The following is a 23645-nucleotide window of genomic DNA, read 5'->3' as shown; positions in this document are numbered from 1 at the left end:
GTGAGTATAAAACAATAAGTGTTACTTTGCTAAAATATAAAAAAGGACTGATGTTATGAATATTAAAAAAGGAATTAGTTATTTTTTGAGCTTCCTTCTTATTAGCTTATTAATAGGTAACAATATAACAGTCTATGGTAAAGATTTAACTCCAAGTGCTAGATATGTATTAGCAATGGATAGGAATTCAAAACAAGTATTATATAATAAAAATGGTTATATGCCTGTTCCAATGGCTAGTACAACGAAAATAATGACAGCTCTTATAACTTTACAAAATAAGAATCTTGATGAAAAAGTAGTTATTAGCAAAAATGCAGCATCAATAAGAGGTTCAACAGTGGGATTTAGAAGTGGAGAAGAGATAAGTATACATGAACTTGTCTTTGGGCTTATGACTAGATCAGGTAATGATGCAGCTATTGCACTAGCAGAAGCTCAAGCGGGAAGTGTAGAAAATTTTGCAACGCTTATGAGTTCTTTTGCTACAAGTTTAGGGCTTATGGATGCTCATTTTGAGTCGCCTCATGGATTGGACAGCCAGAATCACTATTCATCAGCTTATGATATGGCTTTATTAACTTCTGTTGCAATGCAAAATGAAAAGTTTAGAGAAATAGCATCGGTAAAGGAATTAAGAAAAGAAAAATATGGCTTCACAAGGGATTATACAAATATAAATAAAATATTACATAGAATACCTGAAGCTAATGGAGTTAAAACCGGTTATACAGGTCAAGCAGGAAAATGTCTAGTATCCTCCGTAAATTTAAATGGGAGAGACATAATAATAGTTGTCTTTAATTGCCCAGATAGATGGGAAGCTACTGAGAAGGTTTATAATTATATAAAAGAAAACTATGATTTTCATTCAGTAGCTGTGAGTGAAGCTATCGGAAAAGAAGTAGTAGAGAAAAATGGTTATAATTCAGAAAGTAAGATAGATTTTGTATTACCTAAAGGAAAAAGTTACAAAATTGATTACACTGACTTTTGTAATAAAAAAGGTGAAATTGGTGGTAAGGTAACAGTTGTCGATAGTGATGGCAATGAAGTTATAAAGAAATTTGTTAATAAAAAATAGAGTCTTTAAAGGCTCTGTTTTTTATTAGCAAGAACATATTAAGTATATGGAAAACTAAGTTTTTATAAGTTATTAAAAATGTGTCACTTAATCTAAAATCTATTTTTAAAACTCTTTTGGGTTTTGAGAGGAATTTTAAAAATATAAATTTTATAAAGCAAAATTTGGGTATATATATAAATTATATTGAATAAAAATAAAATTACGAAATTGGATATCTATAGTAACCAAATGAGTTATGATGAAATAATTTAGTAGTATAGGATTTTAAATATTATAATTATATAGGCTAAAGAAATCTTAAATAATTATTGTGGAGGAGTAGATGGACAGAGAGTTAATAGATTGTATTGATGCTGGAACTGAATATTGTCCTTCGGTTATAAAAAAGCATCATTTTAAAGCGACTCAGCTATAAATTATGATTGTATAAATTTAATTTTAAGTTCCATAGTATCTCCGTCCCAATATATTGTGTCAATTATAGTGCTTAGCAAATTTCTTTTATGGCCAACGTTTTTTATAACTTCATATTCATCTCCAGGTATACGTAGAACTTCATCAAGGAAGTTAACATTAGGAAAGCTTGATTCATTTAATTTTGTTTTATTATGATTATTCAACTTGAATTTTAAATCTTGCAATTCTATGTCTAGTTTTTCAACTTCTTTAATTATATACTTGGATACTTCTTCTTTTCCACAAAGCGATAGTTGTTTAACTAAGTTACTTATTAGATGTTCTTTTTCTTTTATTGATGATTTCAAAATATTAATATTCTTTTCTTCATATGTTCCTTTTTCATAGAGTTGTATTAAAGAAGAAAGTGACTTGATTAATAAATCTTTATCATAGGCTTTAATTTGGTTGACTAGAAGATTGTCTAATATATCAACTCTTACATTTTTATTGTCACAGCTAGATCCATTGCTGTTATCTTTAGCAGAGCATACATAGTAATCAAGTCTTTTATTTTGTTTTTCAGATTTATGGCCTTGCTTTATCTTCATATTAGCTCCACACTTTCCACAAACTAATAATCCAGCTAGGAGAGCAGTATTATCACCTGTGCCGAGCCTTTTGATTTTCTTTTCTTTATTTTTATCTAGGAAGTTTTGTACTTTTATCCAGTCTTCAGAATTTATTATGCCTTGATGTCTAGAAACGGCAACTATCCATTCAGTAATATCTCTGTCAGTTGTGATGTTTTTAGTTTTATTATAAGTAAGATATCCATTTCCGTTTGGTTCACCAAATACATTCATGCCTGATTGTTTTAAGAAGTTGTTTGTTGTTTCAGAGGACTTTACGTATAAGGGACTTGTGAGAATTCTTCTGAGTTGCATAGTTGACCATTGCCCTCCAATTTTGCCTTTTATATTTGATGAATTTAAATATCTTGAAACCTTTGATAAAGAATGTAGTTCTAGGTATTTAGAAAAAATTAAATTGATTATATTGAGTTCTGATTCTAGTGGGCAGAGTTGCATTAATGAACGTTCTTTAAACTCGCTATCAATATAAGTAACTCTTTCGGAAGCAAAACCAAAGGGTTCTTGTCCTCCGAGCCACCTACCTGATTTTGCAAGTTGAAGCATATTGTCGCGAACTCTTTCGGCTATAGTTTCTCTCTCTAGTTGAGCGAAAACACTAGCGATATAAATCATTGCACGTCCCATAGGAGTAGTGGTATCAAATTGCTCCCTAATGCTTATAAAATTAATTTTATATTTTTGAAGCATATCTAAAGTAGTTGAAAAATCTGCTACATTTCTGCTTATACGATCAAGTCTATAACATATAAGCACATCAAATAAGCTTTTCTTTGCATCCTTCAAAAGCTGCTGAAATCTAGGTCTATTAGTATTACCGCCTGAGAACCCTTCATCTTCATAGATAATATAATCCTTGATACCGATATTAGAGCCGTATTGTTTACATAATTCTATTTGATTTTCAATTGAGTCACCTTTGCCGGTAAAAATAGATTTTCTACTATAGATAGCTGCTTTCATAAGTACCTCCTAGGCTTTATGATATTATTCTAATAAAGTAGAATTAAAAATATGACACATAATTTATGTAGTGACTAATATATGTTTAACACTTAATTATATTTATTCATATTATATAAGTAATAATGGTTGAAGAGGGTTCGTTATATGAATAAAAAAATTACTATAATCTTAGAAGGGAAGCTAACAGAAGAAATGAAAATAGAATATGCAAAAACATTGGCTGTTAGCTTGCTTAATGAGTATGGGGAGAGTGCTTGCGTAGAATTGCTAAATCTTAATAAAAATGTAGATGAGCAATAAAATGTTGGATTACCTTTTTAATAAAAAAATACATATTAATGTTGGAAATTACAAAAAAAGGTGTATAATAATTAATAGCTTAGTTATAAAATTTAGCATTAAGTATGTAATTATAAAACAAAGTGATTTACTAAAGTTTAATTGAATTTATAGTTGACTTTAAATATTATTTGGAAAATATATTTATTAAGGAGTGATTCAATGAATTTTTATAATCCAAGTGAAAAAATAAAATTTATGAGAAAGAATTTACATATGAGTCAAGCTGATTTAGAGCATATTAATATGACAAGAGCTTTTATAAGTATGATGGAGAGTGGAAGAAGAAATGTTACTAAGGCAAGCTCAAAGCTTTTATATGAAAAGTTTAGTGAAAGAGCTAAGACTTTAGGAATTGAACTAAACATAGATGAAGATTATTTTTCAACATTACCACAGGAAGATGCTAAAGCGTTCTGCGAAAAAGAGCTTAAAAAAGATATCTCCCATGAGGGGATAGAAAGTCTAATTGCTATAGCAATAGGTTTCAACTTAGACAATATTTTAGCAGAAGCATATAAAAAGAATGGGGACAAGTATTATAAGGAGGGTAATTATAACAATGCATTTATGAGCTTTACTAATGCACTTGGTAAATTCAAGGAACTTAAAAACTTTAAAGAACAGTTATTTATTTATAATTGTTTAGGAGCATGCAAAAGTGTAATAAGCGAGCATAAGGACGCAGTATTTTATTTTCAAGAATGTATCAATTACTCGGTGAAACAAAACGATTATTTTCATTATATAAAAGCGAGTTTTAATTTAGCAAGGTCATATAGTTATCTTCAAAGATATGAGGAGTGTTTAAAATTAATAAATGAAAATATCTTAGAAAGTAATTTGCAAGTGGATGAACAATACAAAATAAATTCGATGATTGTAAGAGCTAATGCATTATATTCTTTAGATAAACAAGAAGAAGCTTTGTCAGAATATTACTCGATAATTGATGAAGTAGGAGATAAAAATGAATTAGTATTATCAATAGTATACACTAATTTAGGAGAGCATTACTATAGAGTCGAGCAGTTAGATAAGAGTTTAAAATATACAAATGAAGCACAAAGGCTTAAAAATAAAGTAAATAAAAGAAGCCTTTCTGTAGTATTAAATACAAAGGGAAAAATATTATTTAAACAAGGCTTACTTGATGAAAGCGCATTGGTTCTTGAGTTAGCAGTGAGTAAAGCAAAAGAGTACTGTAACTATGAATCTCTATTAGAAAATCTTAAAGATTTGATAAAGGTTTATGAGAAAATGAATGACATAGATAAGATGAAAGAGCTTTCCCTGGAATTGATAAATTTTCATGAAAATAAGAATAGTATATTAATTTGAAAGAAAACAACCTTGTAAATTGGTTGTTTTTTTATATTCGCTCAATTTACTATTTAAATCCCTAAAAGATTAGTGGAAAAACAAATGTAGCTAAGTAGTAATTGGAAAACTGCGATTACCCTTGGCGCAAATCGGTAAAAAAGCAATAGAAATTGAGAAAGATGATTTTTGAACGCATTAATATAAATTTAACTGAAACTAATTAAGTCTTTAGTTAAGAGATAGTCTTGTATACCTTATATCGTTATATAAGCTTGAATAAGTATAATGTAGATTAAAAAGATAGAACGACGATGATTTTTGTACAAAAAAGAATTATGATCAAGTACTATATGCATGCTATATATAAAATCACTTGAATTATGTATTAAAAAAATGTTGGTAATTATCCGAGAAGTTGACGAAAAACTAAGCAAGATAAATAGTTACTTATAAATTTTTATAAAGATTTATAAGTATAAATATGTAGTAAAACTAAATTATTTGAATATATTAGACCAACTACAATAAAAAAATAGTTTAAATATGATATAACTCATATTTTGCCTTACTTAATAAATAAGTATAGTAAAATATCAAATCATTGAAAGAAAATTTAGTGAAATCCTATTGGTTGTCCCACGATGCGTTAGTAAAAAAAAATTAATTAATATAAGTGGTTTTTTATAATTCTAACTTTGCTAGTTCTTATGAATTTATCTCCCTTTAGAAGATTATGAAACATTAGATTAACGCTGCTAATTGCTAAATCTAATTTCAATAATACAAAAAAGCTAAGATATCTTTGAAGATATTTTGTAGCTACACCATGAAAAGTTTTAAACCAATCCTTTATATTTGATCTGAAATATTTAAAGCTATCATCTGCTTCTACTTTTAAAAATCTTTTTTTATTGTGTTTTCTTGCTACTTGAGACAGATATCTGTCACCATAATGAACAATATAAGAAATTTTTTCTATCCTAGAGTACAGCTTTATATTAAAAGTTGTAAGATTCCAACAAGAATTGAACAAAGGTTTTACAAACATTGAATTATCATCACCCTTTGCCCCAATAATCCACACATTCTTTCTTAAATTAATGGGACAATCTCTATTTATATTAATACTTTTTACATTTCTGCAACCTTTAAAATTCTCATGTATAATAGTTTTACCAACATGGACAATCCCTCTTAACTTATTAGGGGTAATATCTAGATTTATTGAATGAAGTATTTTATGTCTCCAATAAAATGCTGTAACTAAGCTAATATTTAGCTTTTTAGCACAAAATCTTAGTGATTTCTTTTCTAATAATAGTTCAATGAACCCCATCCAGGTCCTAGTATCTTTTTTTGAATAGCTCCACAAAGAATTAGTTGTCTTAGAAAAAGTTATTCCACAGATTTTACATTTATATCGTTGTATCCCTTTATAAAACCCATATTTAATATATTCTCTACATTTGCAAGATGGGCAATGACTGACAAGTCTATTAGTATATAAATCTTTTTTTAAAGCTTGATTTATAAAGGATTCTAGCTTTTTAAATTTTATATCTTGCTGTATCAAAAGAAACACCTCCAATGTAAATAAACATATTAGATACAATGCTTTATATGTCATCTTAATTCTTGCCTTCTTACTAAATCTCTAATCATTACCAACATTTTTTTAATACATTCGTTAAGTGCTTTTATCGAGTAAAAGCTTTCTTCTTACAAACCAATAATGGGGAAAATTTATTTTAAGTAATTTGTATAATAATTTATCTTAATTCCGAGGTTCACAAAAAAGAGCATAGTTTAAATTGTAAATGTACAATTAAGAGGAGATGACGTAAGAATAAAAGACTATTGATGATGATTTTAGTTAATATTGAATTAATAAAATAAAATGTAACTAAAATAAATTCTTATTTGTGTAAATCGTATAATATAAGGGTTTAAATTAAAATCACTTACAATTTTTTATTGATGTTTCTGGAATTATTATGCAAAAATATAATGATAATTAAATTCCGTGAACAAATATGTAAAATAATGTAATGGATATTAATTAACAAATATATTTAATTATAGTGAAATTTATTTGTGTTACGTTAGTAAAACTGTTGATAAATCATATTTCTGTTCGTAAAAATGTATTCAAAATATAAAGGTAACAAAAATATTTGATACTTTTTAATAAAAATATAAAATATTGGAATATGTCGTTATATGTATAACGAAAAACGTGGCAAATTGTGTAAAACCTGGTAGAATATTTTTTGGAGGTGGTTTTATGAAAAAATATTTTAAAACAAAGGTGGCTGCACTTGCATTATCAGCAGTTATATTAGTTCCAACTGTTGCAAGTGCTGCTACAGATTATGGTTGCGACGTGACTAGAAATGCTGTAGGTTATTTAAGTGCATGGGGATGGACTTCAAATTATGGACATCAATGTAGAGTAAGAATAACAGTTGCAGGAAGTGTGTTTGACAAAACTGCTAAAAATAGTATAAGCGGTTCAGCTGAAGCATTTTCAAGCACAGCATATCACAATCATTATGTAGATTACAATTTGATATACTCAGGAAGCAACTAAAAAAGTGATGTAAATCCAGCGATAGCTGGATTTACATTGCTATAATGAATTTTTAAGGAGATAATAGAATGAAATTTAGAAGACGATTTACACAGAGTGGTATTTTCGTATTTATAATAATATTTACCATTTCATTATTTGTATCATTAGGAGCAAATACAGTACAAACCCTATATGAGAATACAGCACAATTTAATCAATTAATATCATCTAAGGCTATTGGATTTAATGTAAATCAGTCAGAAAAAATTTCTGGAGATCAATTAATGGATGTAATAAAAAGTAAGAAAGACATCTGTTTGATAAAAGATCAAATTTTTTATAGTATCTATACTGGTAAAGCGATTTTTTTTAATTATGATATGAATATGCAAGTACCAATAATTAGTGGTAGGTTTTTAAACAAAAATGATTTTAGTGAAAATGAACCTTTAATCGTAATTGGTAAAGATATGAAGGATGAAATAGTTGTTAAAAATGGAGAGGAATTTATAAATTACAACAATGAAATGTATAAAGTAGTTGGGGTTATGGGGTATAGCAACAGAGCTTCAATACTAGATAATACTTTTTTTATAAAGCTAGATTCTTTTCTAAGTAAGTATAAGGAGTTACAAATAATTAACAGTAGTTGGCTAGTAGATGGAAGAACTAATGATACAGAAGCTTTGTTCGACGAATTAAATAAAGATTTGAATAATAAAAATAAAGTTACATTGTCTAAGTTAGAGGTGGACAGATCGCAAAGTTCAATTTCGAATGCACTCAGCAACCGAAAGTTTACCATTATAACAATAATCGTTACTATATTAGTAATAGGACTTAATATAGTTAATATAACTTATAATTATGTAGCAAATAAGCGTAAAGAAATTGGAATAAAAAAGTCTTTGGGTGGTACAAACTTTATAATTGCCATTGAAATAATATGTGAATTTGAGATTATATCTTTAATTGCTTTTTTATTGTCTCAAATAGTATATTTTACTATCATTAGGTTTGGGACACTAAGTCAAGTTTTTGGAAGTAATGTGTACTTTTTATCAGGAGTTTTAACACTGGTGGTTGTTATTATCATTACATTTATAATTTCATTAATTCCTATTAGAAGAACATTGAAAATTGATATTAGCGATGCTATGAAAGGGAGATAGAAATGCTGAATTTTAATTACGCACTATTAGGATTGGCTAAGCGAAAGAGATTTGTACTTCTTTCTGTTTTTCAGTTATCAGTTTCGCTATTATTTTTATATAGTAGTATATATTTAAGTAATCAAGTAAGCTTTGGAAATAGTAAAATACTAAAGTTATTTGATAATAAGATTATTTTCAAAATGCAAAATAAAGATGATTATTATGATATCGTATATAGAAATGAAGGAGATACTGAAAAGTATGAACAATTTGATGAGTACTTAAAAAGTTCCCAAAAGTTTAAACATGTAAGTTATACACAATCATTAATGGCGTTTTCTGATTTTGATGGTTCCAGCCAATTTGGTCCTAAATATGGAGGTTTTTCTTTAAATAAAGAAAATATTAATTTTAATGGTGTATATTCGCTTACTTTAGATGATAGATATTTAGATGCTTTTGCATTAAAGTTAGATAGTGGAAAGCTGTTTCAGAAAACAGATTATTATAGGAGTATAAATAGCAAGGAAATTACACCCATTATAATGGGCAGTGATTATAAAGAAAAATTTAAGTTGAATGATATTGTTAAGTTTCTAGAAAATGATGTTGTTAAGGAAGCTAAAGTTATTGGATTTATTGAAAAAGACCAATACTTCATAGCAGATCAAATGTCTTTTAATAATTTGACTAGCTTGAATAAGTTTATTTTATTTCCTCAAAGAAAGCTTGGAGTGGAGGCTTATAATAGTGTAGCTGATGATAAATTGAAAGCTGCTAACTACAAATTAGATGTGTACAATAATATCACAAATTCTTTTATTATAATTGATAATAAATATAAAGGACAGGAAGATGAAATTGCTAATGAAATTGCTTCGAAGTCTAGGGATATGAAATTCTTTAACTTTAAGGTGTATAGTGTACAAAAAGAATTGGATAGATTTACTCAAATGTTTAGAGATCAGAATAATATAATAAACACAATATTTGTGATAGTGTTAGGTATATGCTCTATAGGAATTATATCTAATACTATATATTCACTTAGGAGTAAATATAAGGAGTTTGCAGTGCATATAATGAGTGGTGCAAGTTTATTTGATATTGCTATAAGAGTATTTTATGAAATTTTAGTACTAGCAGTAATTTCAGGGTATGTGTGCTACTGGTTTATAATTGGTGTGCAGAAAGCTGGAATGATAAAGTTTGATACTTTAGCATTTATAAAGTTACAAGTTTTCAATTTGCTTATTGCTGTATTAATTTCAATTGTTCCAATTATGGATGTTATGAAGGTTCAGCTAAATACGCTTTTGAAAGGAAAGGAGTAACTAATTATGATTAATATTACAGCTGTTGAGAAATCATATGGAAAATCAGATTCATTGGTTACAGCATTAAAAAAGGTAGATGTGCAAATAGAACGAGGAGAAATGGTGGCCATAGTTGGAGCATCTGGTTCTGGTAAGTCTACATTATTAAATATTATTGGGTGCCTTGATAAAGCAACTTCTGGACAATATCTATTTGATGGAACAAATGTGCAGGATTTAAATCAAAGAGCTTTAGCAAAATTGAGAAATAAAGGTTTTGGATTTGTTGTTCAATATTTTGCTTTGATTGATGATTACACTGTGTATGAGAACATTGAAATTCCACTTAAGTATGGAAAAGTAAATAAAAAACTGAGAGAACAGAAGATTGAAGCACTTCTTGAAAAATTGCAAATTGCAGATAAAAGGAACAAGACTCCAAAGGAATTATCTGGTGGACAATGCCAAAGAGTAGCTATAGCAAGGGCATTAGTAAATGATCCAGATATTATATTAGCTGATGAGCCTACTGGAGCATTAGATAAGAAAACTGGCGAAGAAGTTGTTGAGATATTCAGAAGTTTAAATGAAGAAGGAAAGACTATAGTGATAGTTACTCATGATGAAAAGGTTGCAAGAAGCTGTAATAGGATAATAACCATCGAAGATGGAATGATATGTAAGAATGAAATTATAAGTAGAGGGTGATATTTATGAAGAAAAAGAAATATATAGTAGGTTTAGTTGTTATAGTGGTTTTAGCTGTAGGTGTACTTGCTTTTCAAAAACTTGCACATGGAAGGAATATTTCTAATATGAATGGAACTTTTGAGAGCGCAGATTCAGAAGGCTTAACAAAAAATTTCAGTGCAAAAGGCGGTTACGACAATATTAAAATACAAGCAAAAGGAGAAATTACTGAAGGAACGATCAAGGTTACAGTAACTGATCCAAAAGGAAATAATGTTTGGGAGAGCAATATTAGTAAGGACAATGCATCAGAAGTTAAAGAGTTTAAGACTGTTACTGGTGATTGGAAGATAAACGTTACTCCAGAAAAAACTAATGGTAAGTATATAATTGACTGTACTCAGGAGAAATAAAACATATAATTAAATGTTAAAACATAAAATTATTAATATGTAATTTTAAGAGGTGCTAGAGGATATAATCTGAGCTACCTCTTTTTTAACTGTAAAGGAGAGGCTAAAGTTTTAAAGATAGCCTTACCAACATTTTTTTAATACATAATCATATATAGTTTAAATAGTGCCAACAGTTCAGGTATTCGATATAAGTTATTAAATGGCAACAGATATTATAATAAAATACATTTAATATTGATATTGATCTGTAGGTAATGTATATTATTTTTAATTAGTCATTTTAGATATAATTAGGAATAGGTAAAAACTAGCCAATTTAACCTGAGGTATATTTTTATAAAACTAAACCGAGGAGTTTAGGTAAGATTGAAGGGCAATTGGTTTTAGAAATTAAAGATTGATAAGTTGTTAAAAACAGCACTGATATTTTCGGGTATTAATGCTGCTTTTTATTGTGTAAGAAATTTGGGGAAATATACTGTTTTTTTGAGACCTCATATTAAATTATTACGTCTTTATAAGTGAGAGGACGGTGTGGAAATGAAGATAAGCGAAGACAACTTGGTTAAAGAACTTAAAAGTAAGAATCCGAAGGCACTGGATTATGTGGTGAAAAATTATAGCAATCTTATCTTTAAAGTCATTATTTCAGTAATTGGAAGTGCAAAAAGAGAAGAAGCAATGGAATGTTTAAATGATGTGCTTCTTAAGGTGTGGGAGAAAATAAGTTATCATGATGAGACAAAAAATAAATTTTCATCTTGGCTTATTGCTGTAAGTAAATATAATGCATTGGATTATAAAAGAAAACTAAGCAAGACTGAAGAAGAAAGTAATATAGAAGAGCTTATGTTAGCGGATGAGAAGCAGGTAGAAGAACAAATTCTATGTAATGAGAATAGACAAGAACTTCTTAAAGTGATTGATACTCTAGGAAGTCCAGATAAAGATATTTTTATAAGAAAATATTTCATGGGAGAGTCAATAAACGATATAAGTGAAGCTTTGAACCTATCTAAACCAGCAATTAAAAATAGACTTTTTAGAGGAAGAAAGGTTTTAAAAGACAAATTAAATCCAATAGAAATGGAGGCGCTTTAGTATGGGAAAAGATATATATGAAGAATTTGATAGTATTTATTTTGATAAAGCTGAGTTTGAAAATGTTGAAGACTCGTTGTCAGAGATAGAGATTAAAAGGCTCAATAAGAATTTGAAAAAAAGGATATTTAAGTACGATAAAAAATATATAAAGGCTGCAGCAATTGCTTCAATAACATTAATAATAGGAGCTAGCGTTATGACACCGGCTTTTGCGAAAACAATAGTTCAATATATCCCGGCTATGGAGAGCTTATATGGAAAACTTGGATACTATAGTGAGTATAAGGATTTTTCACAATATATAGGTGAGAGTAAAGAGGATAAAGGATATAAATTTACTATAGATAAGCTTGTGGCTGATCAAGATACGGTGTTAGTTGCATTAAGGATAACAAAACCAGGATTAAATAATAAGCTAAAGGAAAAGGATAGCCAGGTTGATTTTATAATGACCGCAGATCTTACAGGAATGGATAGAGGTACGATTGCAGGAGGAGGATTATATAAAAGAGTTGTTGACGAAAATACTTCACTGGTACTTCTAGAAAATGAAGCGGTAGTAGGAAAGACTTTACCTAAAAGATTTAATATGAATTTAAATATTTTTTCGACTTCTAATGAGGGGATTAAGGTTGATTTTCAGCTCCCAGTATCAAGAGAAAAAATAGAAGAAGAAACCATAGTCAAAAAGAGTTTAGGCATGAGCGAAATAGAAGATAAGTTTAAGATTAATTTAAGTGAAATAAAGGTAAGCCCATTAAACACGAAGATAAAATATTCTATCGATAAAAGCAACGATGAAAATACTTTTGTAAGTTTTTATTGTTATGATGATAAAGGTAATATATACCTAGATATGGGAGGAAGAGCAGATGACAGCAATGAAAAATCAGGTGTTGTAAGTGGAATTGAGAAGAATGCTAATAAACTATATATTGTTCCTTATATTATGCAATATGCAAGTAAAGAAGAGAAAAAAATTGAAAGTTTTGATTTTGTGGGAAAACTATACGATGTTAATACCATTAGAGAATTTAATTTCAAAGAAGATGGTAAAATCAATGTTTATAATATAGAAAAGAAAGGTGAGAAGATTAAATTTTATTATACATTTGTAGGACCAGAGGGGTTTTTAGGTAAACAAGATATCATACAGCTATACGAGCTTAAAGGAAATAACCAAGATACTGCACGATTAAAAGAAATTAACGAAGAAAACCGAGATGATATAGCTTTAATTTCAAAGAAAGATATAAAGATGTATAAGCCTGACTTGAGTAAACCTAATAATTATTGTATAGAGTTTACAAATATAGATTTGGATAAGAACTATGTATATTCGGTAGGGTGCGTTCCGGTTCCTAAAATGATAACTGGGGATAAGATTGAGGTTAATCTTAGTAAGTAGTATAAATTGATTTTGTATTAAGTATACATTCTCATCAATATGCAGCTATAGTTCCATTTAGGAAATAAAGAAAAAAGAAGCATAAGAGAATTTAATAAATGAAGTGGCATTAATATAACACTGTATTAATGCTACTTTTTTATTTTAAGATGAAAAAGTAATACTCAGAAATTTAGTTGTTTCAAATGTATGCTTTTAAATTAATTGTATAGACAAGAATCCAAATTCATAATAATGAGAGGTAGAATAAAATTAAAGGTTACAACATTATTATAAAAAGGAGAATACGATTATGGGTGAAAATAATAAGGGTATAATTCCAGAAGGTTTTTTATGGGGAAGTGCAGTAACTTCTTTCCAAAGCGAAGGAGCTTATAATGAAGGCGGAAAGGGAGTTTCTATAGTTGATAAAAGAGAAATTCCAGAAGGTTTTTCTGATTGGACTGTAGCTGTAGATTTTTATCATAGATATAAAGAGGATATAAAATTATTTAAGGAATTAGGAATTAATTCATATAGAACAAGTATTTCCTGGGCAAGAGTTATGCCAAATGGTGAAGGTGAAGTTAATGAGGAAGGGTTAAAATTCTATGATGACTTATTTGACGAATTATTAGCAAATGGAATAGAGCCAGTAATAACACTTTATCATTTTGATGTACCAAATGCTTTAGCAGAAAAGTATAATGGTTTTGCCTCAAGAAAAGTAGTAGATCTATTTGCAGATTATGCAAAGCTCGTATTTGAAAGATATAAAGATAAGGTTAAGTATTGGATAACTTTTAATGAGCAAAATTTAGTGCTTATTATGAATGAATATTGGGGCGTAACAACTCCAGAAGGTGCTAACAGAGAAGCATTAGCATATCAAGTAACTCACAATGTATTCATAGCTCATGCTAAAGCTACAAAGCTATTACATGAAATTATTCCTGATGCAAAGATGGGGGGAATGGTAGCTTATACTACAACATACCCAATGACTTGCAAGCCAGAGGATGCATTAGCAAATCAAAAGGTAAAGGAATTATTTAATGACTTATACTTTGATGTATTTGCTCATGGAGAATATCCAACATATATAACAAGCCTATGGAATAAGAGAAACATAAAACCAGTGTTTGAAGCTGGTGATGAGGAATTATTAAAAGAAAATACAGTAGATTATTTAACATTTAGCTATTATAGAAGTGATGTAGTAAAGGCTGTTTCAGATGAAGAAGAAAGCACTGCTTTATTTAAAGGAATAACAAGAAATCCTCATCTAGATGCAAATGAGTGGGGATGGGCAATAGATCCAATAGGTTTTAGAATAGCATTAAAAGAGGTGTATGCTAGATATAGAATGCCTATTTTTATTACTGAAAATGGAATTGGTGTTAGAGAAGAATTAAATGAGAATAACACTGTAGAAGATGATTACAGAATTGACTATTTGAGAGATCATATAAAAGAAATGAAGCTTGCAATGGAAGAAGGCGTAGAGGTAATAGGCTATTTAACTTGGGGCTGTACAGATATTCTAAGTTCACACGGTGAAATGAAGAAGAGATATGGATTTATCTTCGTAAATCGTGATGAAACTGATTTAAGAGATCTAAAGAGATACAATAAAAAGAGCTTTGATTGGTTCAAGAAGGTTACTGAATCAAATGGAGAAATATTGTAATTAATGGAATAAATATATTGCACAAAACTCACCTTTAGTGTAAAATTACACTAAAGGTGAGTTTTGTGCTTCTATATTTTATATATGTTACGACTAATTATTTGAAGGGAGGAGGCAGCATTGAGATATTTGAAATGGGCCAGTATAGTTTTTTTAATTTTAACTATACTTTTATTTTTTATGAATATTGTAGATGGACTCTACGGAAATCCTGTGAGTAAATACTTGGCAAGTAGGCAAATAACAAGGTATATTAGTGATGTTGTGCATATAAAAAAGTTTGAGATTAAGTCGATAAACAAGAATTTCGTATATGGTGGGTATTATTTTGCTGATGTGTACGATGAAGATAATAATAACAAATTTACTATAGCAGCAACGGAAAAAAATGTTGTTTCTAATGTTCTTAGTGATATAGAGCCACAAATAAATGTAGATGAAACTAATTATTCTCCAATAATTTTAGAGAATGCCCTAAAAATAAGCTTTATATTATTTGCTTTAAGTTCTATTATATATTTTTATGGTTGCTTGTTTAGAAAAGGTTAGGCTATATGATGCATAGGAAGATTTTTTAGGTAATACAATAACAAATTAGATTTATCAGGCACCTAGAATTTATTCATATAGTTTCAGAAAATGCAGATACGTTAAAAAAACTAAATTAAAGGTATTTAAAAGTGGAAGGTGTTCGTGATGACAAGAGAAGAATTTATAAAAAAAGTTGATGAAAAGCTAAAGCTTATAAGGACTGAAAAAGGATATACGCAAGATAAGATGGCTGAAATACTAGGGATTTCTAAAAAAACATTGGTGCAAGTTGAAAAAGAAAGAGGTAGCTTAGGTTGGGCAGTAGCTGTTGCCACATGTATGATTTTTAAGAATAGTGAAATTCTTGAGTTAACTTTTGGAGGAGATATTGATGAAATTATCATGTCTTTATCCTTTAAAAATGAAGAAAGAAAACATGCTCCAACTCTTGGAGGAAAGGTGTGGTGGAACAATATAAAAAGTGAAAAAGGATTTATTATACAACAGAATATAATTTCAAACCATTATAGAATTCTAGATAGCAACAACAGAAGGATTTGTTATTCTTTTGAGAAAGAGTATATAGATAAGAGATTTAAAGAACTTACAGATTAGAGATGTATAATATAAGGACCTAAAGCAAGAAGTAATAGAAAATTAAATATATATATTTTGTATAGATGTATAAGTAGATATAAAGTTATACGGATACATGAATGTATAAATTAACAGATAAAATGAGGAGGAGAGAATGAAAATTAAAAATGCAATAGTAATCTTATTTCCCTCTATTATTATGTTGCTAATAATTGTATTTTATTTTTCAAATGATAGAATTAGAGAGTATGATAAAATGGGACTTTTAATATTATCTCTTTTATTTATATTCCCTATTTTGTTTGCAATACAAGGAGTTATTTTAGGCAAAAAGAAAATAAATGTATTTTTGGCATTGGGTATTTCCACAGCAGTATTCGCAATTTTATCATTAATATGGCTAAATTCATCAGCATTATTTTATTGTGTGATTTATTTACCTTTGGGTATGCTGGGTTATTTATTTGGAAGATGGTTTTATGGTAAAAGTAATGAATAAATAGATAAATTGATGTATAAGTAAAGGACTGGTGTAGGTGATAAAAGGGATTTTGTTTGATTGGCATGGAGTGTTAGTTGAAAGTGATGAAGGTAAAAGTGAAAGAACAAAGCTTATTTACAGTAAACTCATGGAAAACACTGCTACTGAAGATGAGATTATAGAGATTGTTAAATCATATAAAAAATATGAGCCATTGTGGGAATTGCTACCTACTTTAAAGCAATACTTTAAAATGTGTGTTGTTAACAATGGACCTAAGGCAACTTATGATTATTGGGATAAATACTATGGATATTCTGAATTTATGGGGTTCGTTAATTCAGAAATTGAAGGGGTAGAGAAGCCTGAACCTGAAATTTATAAAATAGCATGTGAAAAGGTAGGTGTAAACACTGATGAAGTGATTTATATGGATGATAGCTGCGGTTTTCCTGAAGAAACAGAGCAGCTAAATATGAATTTTATACATTGGGATTCAACAGAAAATGGCCTTAAAAAATTCAAGGAATTCTTAGAAAAGTATGCGGATATTAAACTTTAAATACAATATATAAAAACAGTTAAATAATCTGTTAATAAAAGTAACTGCTAGTTGGACGGACAATCACTAGCAGTTATTTTTTACTGTATATTCGCAAAGTTTTAATGAAAAGCCTTTATTAAGTATAATAAAAAAGCTATCTTTTAGAATAGTCAATCATAATAAATGAAAATTTATAAGTCAGAACATTCATAATGGTAAAAAGAAAACTATATCAATTAGCCATAAGAGCTTTAATAACCTCATAACAATTTGAAACAGGGTGATAATCTACTTTAGGTATAGGAGTTTTCAAATTGTCATATTTAGTGTTAGTTCTGTTTAGTATTTGGTGCCAACCCCCATGTTCATTATCAATAAAGAATGTCTCACAGTAAGTAGATATATAAGTATATACATTCCAGTAATAGGCTTCCTTACTATCGGAGGCTAAAAGTGCTGAGGCACCAAGAGTCTCTGCCATTATCCAAAAGTGTTTATCTGTGTCAATCGGAGAACCTTTTTGAGATATGGAGTAGAAGATACCACCATACTCGTTGTCTACTGCCTTTGACATTGTAGTGTTATAAAGATATTCAGCCTTTATTGCCATCCAATCTTGTGAGAAGTTTCTCTTAAGCATTAAAAGCAATTTACTCCACTGAATAGAAAAACCAGGTATAAAAGCTGCAGAGCTAATATCTTCTTCGGATTCTTTGCCGTAGCTCCAATCAATTTGCCAATTTTCATCGTAATGATCCCAAATCATGCCACCGGATTTTGAGGCCAGTTTTACTGTAACGGATTTCGATAATTCATAACATTTCTTAAGGAATTTCTTATCAGCAGTTGCTTCGTAAGCTGCTATCATAGCTTCACACATATGCATATTTGCTTGTTGACTGCGGTATGGAGAGGTAATAGTGAAATCTCTATTTATTTCATTTACATATAACTCATGATGAGGTTCCCAAAAATGTTTTTCAAGAAGTTCATAAACATACTCAATTATATCTTTAGCAGGCTGTATACCTGCCTCATATGCTTTAGACGCAGCAAGTAATACAAAAGCATGAGCTGTGGTAGATTTAGTGGAATCTGACACCAGTTGTCTTTTTAGTGTCCAGTAGTATCCACCATTATTTTTATCTAGGTGGAATTCTTGTAAGAATTTCAATCCATGCTCTGCTGCCTCCATGCACCATAAAGCTTCCTTATCTAATAATGCACCAATGCTAAACATATAAATAAATTTTGCAGTTCCTAAAATATGTTTTGTTTCAAAGTCACCAACGGCTCCGTCATCAAGAAAGTAACTAAAATAGCCACCATTTTCATAATCCATGCACTTTGGATAATAAAATTCAAGTATTTGAAAAATATGATTTTTTAACCACTCAGGGTTTTGAAAATCTGAGCTATATACAGACTTATTGACCATTTTTTCACCACCTTAACATTAAAATATATTCTCTTAAAAATCTATATATTCGTTAAGTTTATTGGGATTAAATATTAAAAGATAAATTGGAACACTTTCCACATATTGAAGAGAATGAGAGATTTTCTAATGGGATAATTAGGTGTAAGATTTCATGATGGTATAGAAAAAAGGTTCAGTGGGGGGCACAGAACCTTTTTTGTGGTTATTAAATTAGCATGATATATCAATGTATTGGTATACTAATAAGGCAAGATACTTGAGCAACGATATTAGCTAGTTATTTTAGTGTGAATTGTTGTATAAGCTTTCCTAATTTTAACGCGCTGTCAGCATTACTATCTGAAGATGCTAGGATTGAATCATTTTTACCACTAACTTCAACTATACTTGAAGCTATATTAGTTGACGATTTAGCTACTTCTGTTACAGAGATTGCAACATCATCCATGCTTTTTGTGATTTGGTCTACTGTAGTTGAAATATTTTTTGAAACTTCTGCAAAGCCTCCAATTAACTCCTTAAAGGTATCACCATCTTTTTTGTACTCGTCACTGATTGTGATTAATTTTTCGTAATCTTTTAAAACATCTTTTTCTATAAACATCAATACATCTTGAGATGAACCTGCTAGTTTGCTAACTGATTGAAGTACTGCATTAATCTTTGTTTGTATTTCAGAAACTGCGATAGAAGATTGCTCCGCAAGTCTTCTTACTTCATCTGCAACTACTGCAAAGCCTTTACCAGCTTCACCAGCTCTTGCAGATTCTATTGCAGCATTTAAAGCTAATAGATTAGTTTGGCTAGCTATGGCATCAATACTGTTTGCTACATCTGATATTTCATTTACTACAGCTACTTCAGCAAGTGCTTTCTCAAGATTCATCCTTGTCTCATTGTATATTTTTTCTGCGTTTTGTCTAGAGCTAACAGATTCTTTATTTATAGCAGTTGCTTTTTGTTGAATATTTAATGCTATATTTAAACCTTGTTGAGCTTTTTCTGAAGTTGTATTTATTTCATCTCTTACATTAGAAGTCATTGCGGATACTTCTTGAACTGCTGCTGAGGATTCTTCCATACCAGCTGAAATTTCCTCTGTAGCAGCTGATATTTGTTCGATTTGTGAGCTTACTTCTGTAAATAAGTTATTTGTTACTTCGCTACTTTGAAGAATACTTTCACTTTCCTCTTTTATGGAAAGCATACTTATATTAAGCTTATCCACAGCATCATTTAATGCAATAACAGTGTTTCCGATTTCATCTTTAGCTGCAACTTCCATTTGGAGATTGAAATTACCTTCTGCAAGTTTTGTTGAACCATTCATTACTTCTTTAACTTGATTTACAATACTTCTTCTAATAATATAAGTAGCAAGGATACCTAGTATAATACTTATAACCAGTATTATAATCATTTGAGTAGAAGTAGTGGCTGTTGTAGATCTGCCTTTTTCAGCTTCAATTTGCATTGAAGTATTTTGTAAACTTATAATATCCTCAATACTTTTAAATAGAGTAGCTTGAGGAGTATCAATTTCATTAATTATAGCTTCCAATTGTGCATTAGTAAGTGAGGTTTGTGTAGCTGTAACCATAGCTTTATCAAAGGCAGAAAATGCTGCTGTTGCATTAGTTTGAAGTGCCTGATAAACGTCTTTACTTTCATTTGTTACTATAAGTGTACCTAATTCCTTATTACTGTCGTCGAATATCTTTTTGTTGTCAGTAATGATCTTTTGCTGCGCTGCGATATAATTAGGGTTACTACTTATTGCTATGTTTCTAAAACTAATTGCTATCTTGTTAATGCTACTTCTCATTTGATAAGCTAGACTAACCTTTTTGTTCTCAACGTTTACTAATCTAGAAACACTTTGATTTATGGCATTCAATCTAAATATGGCTAGTGCAGAGGAAAGCATTACAAGTAATATCATTAAAGAGAAGCCAATTATTAGTTTGTTTGAAAGTTTAATCTTATTGAATTTCATAACAACACTCCTTAAATATTTAATCATTAATTTATACTAGTTTTTTCGACAAAATTTGCACTAAACTTTAATGGAATCTTAAGGTGATATTAATTTAACTATGTAAAGAGATTGTTCATGTTATACAAAATAAATTGAGATGTTAATTCTTTGTGTAAGTTCAGCTAAATAGCATTGGGTGACTAATAACTTAACATTCTTATAAATAGTGAAATAAGGTTTGTATTCAGCATAGAAAGAACTTTAAGAACATATTAATTACAGAATTAATTTAAGAAATTTGTTTTATAGAAAGGGGTAAAATTTAGATGAAAAAGAAATTAATAGTCACTATTATACTTATTACCACTGCTGCTTTTTTAGTAAGTTGCGTACCAGGTGATGGAAGTCACTCTACATCGAATCCAGCAGGGTTTTTCTCTGGAATCTGGCATGGGTGGATTGCGCCTATTTCTCTTGTTGGAGAGCTTTTTAACAATAAAATTAGAGTGTATGAGATCAATAACACAGGGTGGTGGTATGATTTAGGGTTTTATACTGCTATAATCAGTGGATTTGGTGGATTATCTTTATTTAGAAAGAAAAATTCGGATAAAAAATAATGTATAGTATCTAGATAGAAATGCAGCGGTTTTACCAATAATATCAAATTAAATTCTTGTTAAAAAAAGTAACAATATGAAATGAATCCTTGGTTAAGAGTGATTTTACTATGACCTTATAAATAAACCAAATGTTAAAATGAGAATAAAAATATGCTATAATGATAATAAAGACTTAGGACAAGGAGTTTTCATATGAATATAGAATTAGACGTTCACACACATACAATTGCAAGTGGCCATGCGTATAGCACCATAAGAGAGATGGCTAAAGCTGCTTCTGAAAAAGGCCTAAAGCTTTTAGGGATAACAGAACATGCACCTGGAATACCAGGAACTTGTGAACCGATTTATTTTGGAAATCTAAGAGTTGTTCCAAGAGAAATGTATGGGGTGGAACTAATGCTTGGCTCAGAGATAAATATTTTAGATTATAATGGAACTTTAAGCTTAGAAGAGAGATATATTGACAAATTAGATGTTAGAATTGCTGGTATTCATAAGTTTTGCTATGAATATGGGACTATAGAACAAAATACCAGTGCGGTGCTAGGAGCAATTAAACATCCCAAAATAGATATTATAAGTCACCCAGATGACGGTGATTGCCCACTTGACTACGAAGTTATCGTACAAGGTGCAAAACAGTATAACACCTTATTGGAACTTAATAATAATTCAATAAATCCAGAAAATCAAAGGAAAAATGCAAGAGAAAATAGTATTTATATGCTTAATCTTTGCAAAAAGTACGAAGTACCTATAATACTTGGAAGTGATGCTCATTTTGATGAGCATGTGGGTAAGCTAAACCTAGTATTTGAAGTACTTAAGGAAGTAAGTTTTCCAGAAAAATTAGTAATAAATCAATCAGTGGAAGAGTTTAAGAGGATGATTAATAAGAATAGACCTTAGGCATATGTGCTTATTATAATATAAGCTAATTACAGTAAGCTAAAAAACATTAGATTAGAAAGGTAAGGTGCCAATGAAATTAGATAAAAAATTATTACAATATTCTTTATATGCTGTTGGAACTGTTATGATTATATATATTGGAATATCAATCTTAAATAACATAGTAAATATATATAATTTAGTATCTAGTGGATTAAGAACAGCTTATGGGCTAGTTAAGCCTCTTTTAATAGCTTTGGTGATTGCATATTTATTAAAACCAGGTGTTAACGCTATAGAAAAATTTCTAGAAAAAAGGCAGATATTTAAGAAACCAGCTACTAGAAGGACTGTAGGAATATTTGTAGTTTATGCTCTGATGATAGGACTATTTTTATCAATTATTATAGGAATATATATAATGGTCGGTGGAAAGCTTTCAAACAACACAACTATAGCAAATATGACATCATATCTAAATGAATACTTGAACAATACAAAGTTATCTGTAAACTATATTAGTGAGAAGCTGCAAAGTTTGAATATATCAATCCCAACTGATTTAAATGAAAAGATTGCACAAGTAGTGAGTTATGTACAAACCTATGTAACAGCAAGCATAGGCGGGTTTGCAAATTTTGTTGTATCAATGGGTGGCAATATAGCAACATTCTTCATTGCTCTAATATTAAGCATTTATTTGGTTAAAGATTCTGAGTATTTTAAGGATATATGGAATAAAATATTTAATCTTTTGTTTGGAAGAAGTAAAGCAGGAAATAAGCTAAGAGAGATATTTGCTATTTTAGATGACACTTTTAATAATTACATAAGAGGACAGCTCCTAGAAGCTTCTATGGTAGGGATTTTGTCTGCAATAGTGCTTTATTTTATAGGAATAGATTATGCATTTGTCATTGGTATAATAGCGGGGATATGTAATATGATTCCGTACGTAGGGCCTTTAGTAGGTACTGTACTGGCAGTTGTTATGGCACTACTTAGTGGAGAACCTATTACCGCATTATGGGCAATAGTAGGAATGCTTGCAGTTCAGCAAGTTGATAACAATTTCCTTGCTCCTAAAATTGTAGGTGATAGTGTAGGACTTCACCCTGTATTTACAATGCTAGCAATTTTAATCGGTGGCAATGTTGGAGGGCTTATTGGTATGCTTATAGCTGTTCCAGTGGCTGCTTCATTAAAGATAATATTCTCAAAATGGTACAATGAGCATATGGAGAAATCAAGAGTTTAATAGGTATAAGGTCTTAATATTAATACCGCATGTACTATATCTTTGAAATTCAATTTGTAAAAATAGAGCTATAAAAATATAAGAATTTAAGAATAGCGGGAGTAGCGATACTTCCGCTTTTTTATTCTTTAGGAAATTATATTTTAGATAGAAGTGTTGATAAGTATGTGACTATGGCTTAAATGCTATATCAGAGAAAGAATAA

The 23645-nt window shown here is 29.5% G+C and carries 21 protein-coding genes and 1 pseudogene; 18 read left to right on the top strand and 4 right to left on the bottom strand.

All coding sequences use genetic code 11. From position 1 onward, the window contains the following. Window positions 1-61 precede the first annotated feature (61 nt). Window positions 62-895: pseudogene (locus J3477_RS04745) on the top strand (D-alanyl-D-alanine carboxypeptidase family protein); the annotation flags it as partial. Window positions 896-1503: 608 nt separating this feature from the next. Here the strand turns inward: J3477_RS04745 and J3477_RS04740 are convergent. Beyond that, a complete protein-coding gene (locus J3477_RS04740; protein ID WP_206868413.1) occupies window positions 1504-3099 on the bottom strand; it encodes a recombinase family protein in 1596 nt (531 codons plus the stop codon). A gap of 147 nt (window positions 3100-3246) precedes the next feature. On the opposite strand from J3477_RS04740, the gene J3477_RS04735 reads away from it, so the two are divergent. Together J3477_RS04735 and J3477_RS04730 are read left to right on the top strand one after the other, a co-directional pair. After that, a complete protein-coding gene (locus tag J3477_RS04735; protein WP_206868412.1) occupies window positions 3247-3402 on the top strand; it encodes a hypothetical protein in 156 nt (51 codons plus the stop codon). A 201-nt stretch (window positions 3403-3603) separates the two neighbouring features. After that, entirely contained in the window at window positions 3604-4782 is a 1179-nt protein-coding gene (locus J3477_RS04730; protein ID WP_206868411.1) for a helix-turn-helix domain-containing protein, read from the top strand. A gap of 646 nt (window positions 4783-5428) precedes the next feature. On the opposite strand, the gene J3477_RS04725 is transcribed toward J3477_RS04730, so the two are convergent. Continuing rightward, window positions 5429-6337 (bottom strand): IS1/IS1595 family N-terminal zinc-binding domain-containing protein, encoded by a 909-nt coding sequence (locus tag J3477_RS04725; RefSeq protein WP_206868410.1) that lies wholly within the window; start codon window positions 6335-6337, stop codon window positions 5429-5431. A 711-nt stretch (window positions 6338-7048) separates the two neighbouring features. Here J3477_RS04725 and J3477_RS04720 point away from each other — a divergent pair. From J3477_RS04720 to J3477_RS04665, 12 genes are all read left to right on the top strand, one after another. After that, the gene (locus tag J3477_RS04720) at window positions 7049-7354 is read left to right on the top strand and encodes a hypothetical protein (protein WP_206868409.1); all 306 of its coding nucleotides are present in this window, start codon (window positions 7049-7051) and stop codon (window positions 7352-7354) included. A gap of 68 nt (window positions 7355-7422) precedes the next feature. After that, window positions 7423-8508, top strand: a complete 1086-nt coding sequence (locus J3477_RS04715; RefSeq protein WP_206868408.1) for an ABC transporter permease — start codon at window positions 7423-7425, stop codon at window positions 8506-8508. A gap of 2 nt (window positions 8509-8510) precedes the next feature. Next, window positions 8511-9824: an ABC transporter permease family protein gene (locus tag J3477_RS04710; RefSeq protein ID WP_206868407.1), complete on the top strand. Its 1314-nt coding sequence runs from the start codon at window positions 8511-8513 to the stop codon at window positions 9822-9824. Between the two features lie 6 nt (window positions 9825-9830). Continuing rightward, window positions 9831-10514, top strand: a complete 684-nt coding sequence (locus J3477_RS04705) for an ABC transporter ATP-binding protein (RefSeq protein WP_206868406.1) — start codon at window positions 9831-9833, stop codon at window positions 10512-10514. Between the two features lie 5 nt (window positions 10515-10519). Continuing rightward, the gene (locus tag J3477_RS04700) at window positions 10520-10909 is read left to right on the top strand and encodes a hypothetical protein (protein ID WP_206868404.1); all 390 of its coding nucleotides are present in this window, start codon (window positions 10520-10522) and stop codon (window positions 10907-10909) included. Window positions 10910-11452: 543 nt separating this feature from the next. Further along, complete coding sequence (locus tag J3477_RS04695) at window positions 11453-12013, top strand: sigma-70 family RNA polymerase sigma factor (RefSeq protein WP_206868402.1); 561 nt, start codon at window positions 11453-11455, stop codon at window positions 12011-12013. A 1-nt stretch (window position 12014) separates the two neighbouring features. Further along, window positions 12015-13424 carry a DUF4179 domain-containing protein gene (locus J3477_RS04690; RefSeq protein WP_206868400.1) on the top strand — a complete coding sequence of 470 codons (1410 nt, stop codon included), beginning with the start codon at window positions 12015-12017 and terminating at the stop codon, window positions 13422-13424. Between the two features lie 292 nt (window positions 13425-13716). Then, window positions 13717-15093: a glycoside hydrolase family 1 protein gene (locus tag J3477_RS04685; protein ID WP_206868399.1), complete on the top strand. Its 1377-nt coding sequence runs from the start codon at window positions 13717-13719 to the stop codon at window positions 15091-15093. Between the two features lie 120 nt (window positions 15094-15213). Next, entirely contained in the window at window positions 15214-15642 is a 429-nt protein-coding gene (locus J3477_RS04680; protein ID WP_206868398.1) for a YfjL-like protein, read from the top strand. Window positions 15643-15789: 147 nt separating this feature from the next. Then, window positions 15790-16239: a helix-turn-helix transcriptional regulator gene (locus J3477_RS04675; RefSeq protein WP_206868397.1), complete on the top strand. Its 450-nt coding sequence runs from the start codon at window positions 15790-15792 to the stop codon at window positions 16237-16239. Window positions 16240-16375: 136 nt separating this feature from the next. Further along, on the top strand, window positions 16376-16720 hold the full coding sequence (locus tag J3477_RS04670) for a DUF2651 family protein (protein ID WP_206868396.1): 345 nt from the start codon (window positions 16376-16378) through the stop codon (window positions 16718-16720). Window positions 16721-16772: 52 nt separating this feature from the next. Beyond that, a complete protein-coding gene (locus tag J3477_RS04665) occupies window positions 16773-17264 on the top strand; it encodes an HAD-IA family hydrolase (RefSeq protein ID WP_228731212.1) in 492 nt (163 codons plus the stop codon). Between the two features lie 214 nt (window positions 17265-17478). On the opposite strand, the gene J3477_RS04660 is transcribed toward J3477_RS04665, so the two are convergent. Further along, window positions 17479-18684, bottom strand: a complete 1206-nt coding sequence (locus J3477_RS04660) for an AGE family epimerase/isomerase (RefSeq protein WP_206868394.1) — start codon at window positions 18682-18684, stop codon at window positions 17479-17481. Window positions 18685-18964: 280 nt separating this feature from the next. Beyond that, a complete protein-coding gene (locus J3477_RS04655) occupies window positions 18965-20683 on the bottom strand; it encodes a methyl-accepting chemotaxis protein (protein WP_206868393.1) in 1719 nt (572 codons plus the stop codon). A gap of 308 nt (window positions 20684-20991) precedes the next feature. Between J3477_RS04655 and J3477_RS04650 the strand changes: the two genes are divergently transcribed. The 3 genes from J3477_RS04650 to J3477_RS04640 all read left to right on the top strand — a co-directional run bounded on the left by J3477_RS04650 (window position 20992) and on the right by J3477_RS04640 (window position 23440). After that, on the top strand, window positions 20992-21285 hold the full coding sequence (locus J3477_RS04650; RefSeq protein WP_206868392.1) for a hypothetical protein: 294 nt from the start codon (window positions 20992-20994) through the stop codon (window positions 21283-21285). 195 nt (window positions 21286-21480) lie between these two features. After that, window positions 21481-22200, top strand: coding sequence for a phosphatase (locus J3477_RS04645; RefSeq protein WP_206868391.1), 720 nt, complete (start codon window positions 21481-21483; stop codon window positions 22198-22200). A gap of 67 nt (window positions 22201-22267) precedes the next feature. Next, window positions 22268-23440, top strand: a complete 1173-nt coding sequence (locus J3477_RS04640) for an AI-2E family transporter (protein ID WP_371876566.1) — start codon at window positions 22268-22270, stop codon at window positions 23438-23440. The last annotated feature ends 205 nt before the right edge of the window (window positions 23441-23645 follow it).

Origin of the sequence: Clostridium zeae (assembly GCF_017312485.1) — a bacterium.
In the GTDB taxonomy this organism is placed as follows: Bacteria; Bacillota; Clostridia; order Clostridiales; family Clostridiaceae; genus Clostridium_AR; species Clostridium_AR zeae.
Note: the sequence above shows the minus strand (reverse complement) of the source record. Positions and strands in the feature narration are given on the sequence as shown.

Bases quoted from the DNA above. Each gene is read 5' to 3' on its own strand.
- J3477_RS04740 (WP_206868413.1), bottom strand. From the start codon at position 3,099: ATGAAAGCAGCTATCTATAGTAGAAAATCTATTTTTACCGGCAAAGGT.
- J3477_RS04735 (WP_206868412.1), top strand. From the start codon at position 3,247: ATGAATAAAAAAATTACTATAATCTTAGAAGGGAAGCTAACAGAAGAA.
- J3477_RS04730 (WP_206868411.1), top strand. From the start codon at position 3,604: ATGAATTTTTATAATCCAAGTGAAAAAATAAAATTTATGAGAAAGAAT.
- J3477_RS04720 (WP_206868409.1), top strand. From the start codon at position 7,049: ATGAAAAAATATTTTAAAACAAAGGTGGCTGCACTTGCATTATCAGCA.
- J3477_RS04715 (WP_206868408.1), top strand. From the start codon at position 7,423: ATGAAATTTAGAAGACGATTTACACAGAGTGGTATTTTCGTATTTATA.
- J3477_RS04710 (WP_206868407.1), top strand. From the start codon at position 8,511: ATGCTGAATTTTAATTACGCACTATTAGGATTGGCTAAGCGAAAGAGA.
- J3477_RS04705 (WP_206868406.1), top strand. From the start codon at position 9,831: ATGATTAATATTACAGCTGTTGAGAAATCATATGGAAAATCAGATTCA.
- J3477_RS04700 (WP_206868404.1), top strand. From the start codon at position 10,520: ATGAAGAAAAAGAAATATATAGTAGGTTTAGTTGTTATAGTGGTTTTA.
- J3477_RS04695 (WP_206868402.1), top strand. From the start codon at position 11,453: ATGAAGATAAGCGAAGACAACTTGGTTAAAGAACTTAAAAGTAAGAAT.
- J3477_RS04690 (WP_206868400.1), top strand. From the start codon at position 12,015: ATGGGAAAAGATATATATGAAGAATTTGATAGTATTTATTTTGATAAA.
- J3477_RS04685 (WP_206868399.1), top strand. From the start codon at position 13,717: ATGGGTGAAAATAATAAGGGTATAATTCCAGAAGGTTTTTTATGGGGA.
- J3477_RS04675 (WP_206868397.1), top strand. From the start codon at position 15,790: ATGACAAGAGAAGAATTTATAAAAAAAGTTGATGAAAAGCTAAAGCTT.
- J3477_RS04670 (WP_206868396.1), top strand. From the start codon at position 16,376: ATGAAAATTAAAAATGCAATAGTAATCTTATTTCCCTCTATTATTATG.
- J3477_RS04660 (WP_206868394.1), bottom strand. From the start codon at position 18,684: ATGGTCAATAAGTCTGTATATAGCTCAGATTTTCAAAACCCTGAGTGG.
- J3477_RS04655 (WP_206868393.1), bottom strand. From the start codon at position 20,683: ATGAAATTCAATAAGATTAAACTTTCAAACAAACTAATAATTGGCTTC.
- J3477_RS04650 (WP_206868392.1), top strand. From the start codon at position 20,992: ATGAAAAAGAAATTAATAGTCACTATTATACTTATTACCACTGCTGCT.
- J3477_RS04645 (WP_206868391.1), top strand. From the start codon at position 21,481: ATGAATATAGAATTAGACGTTCACACACATACAATTGCAAGTGGCCAT.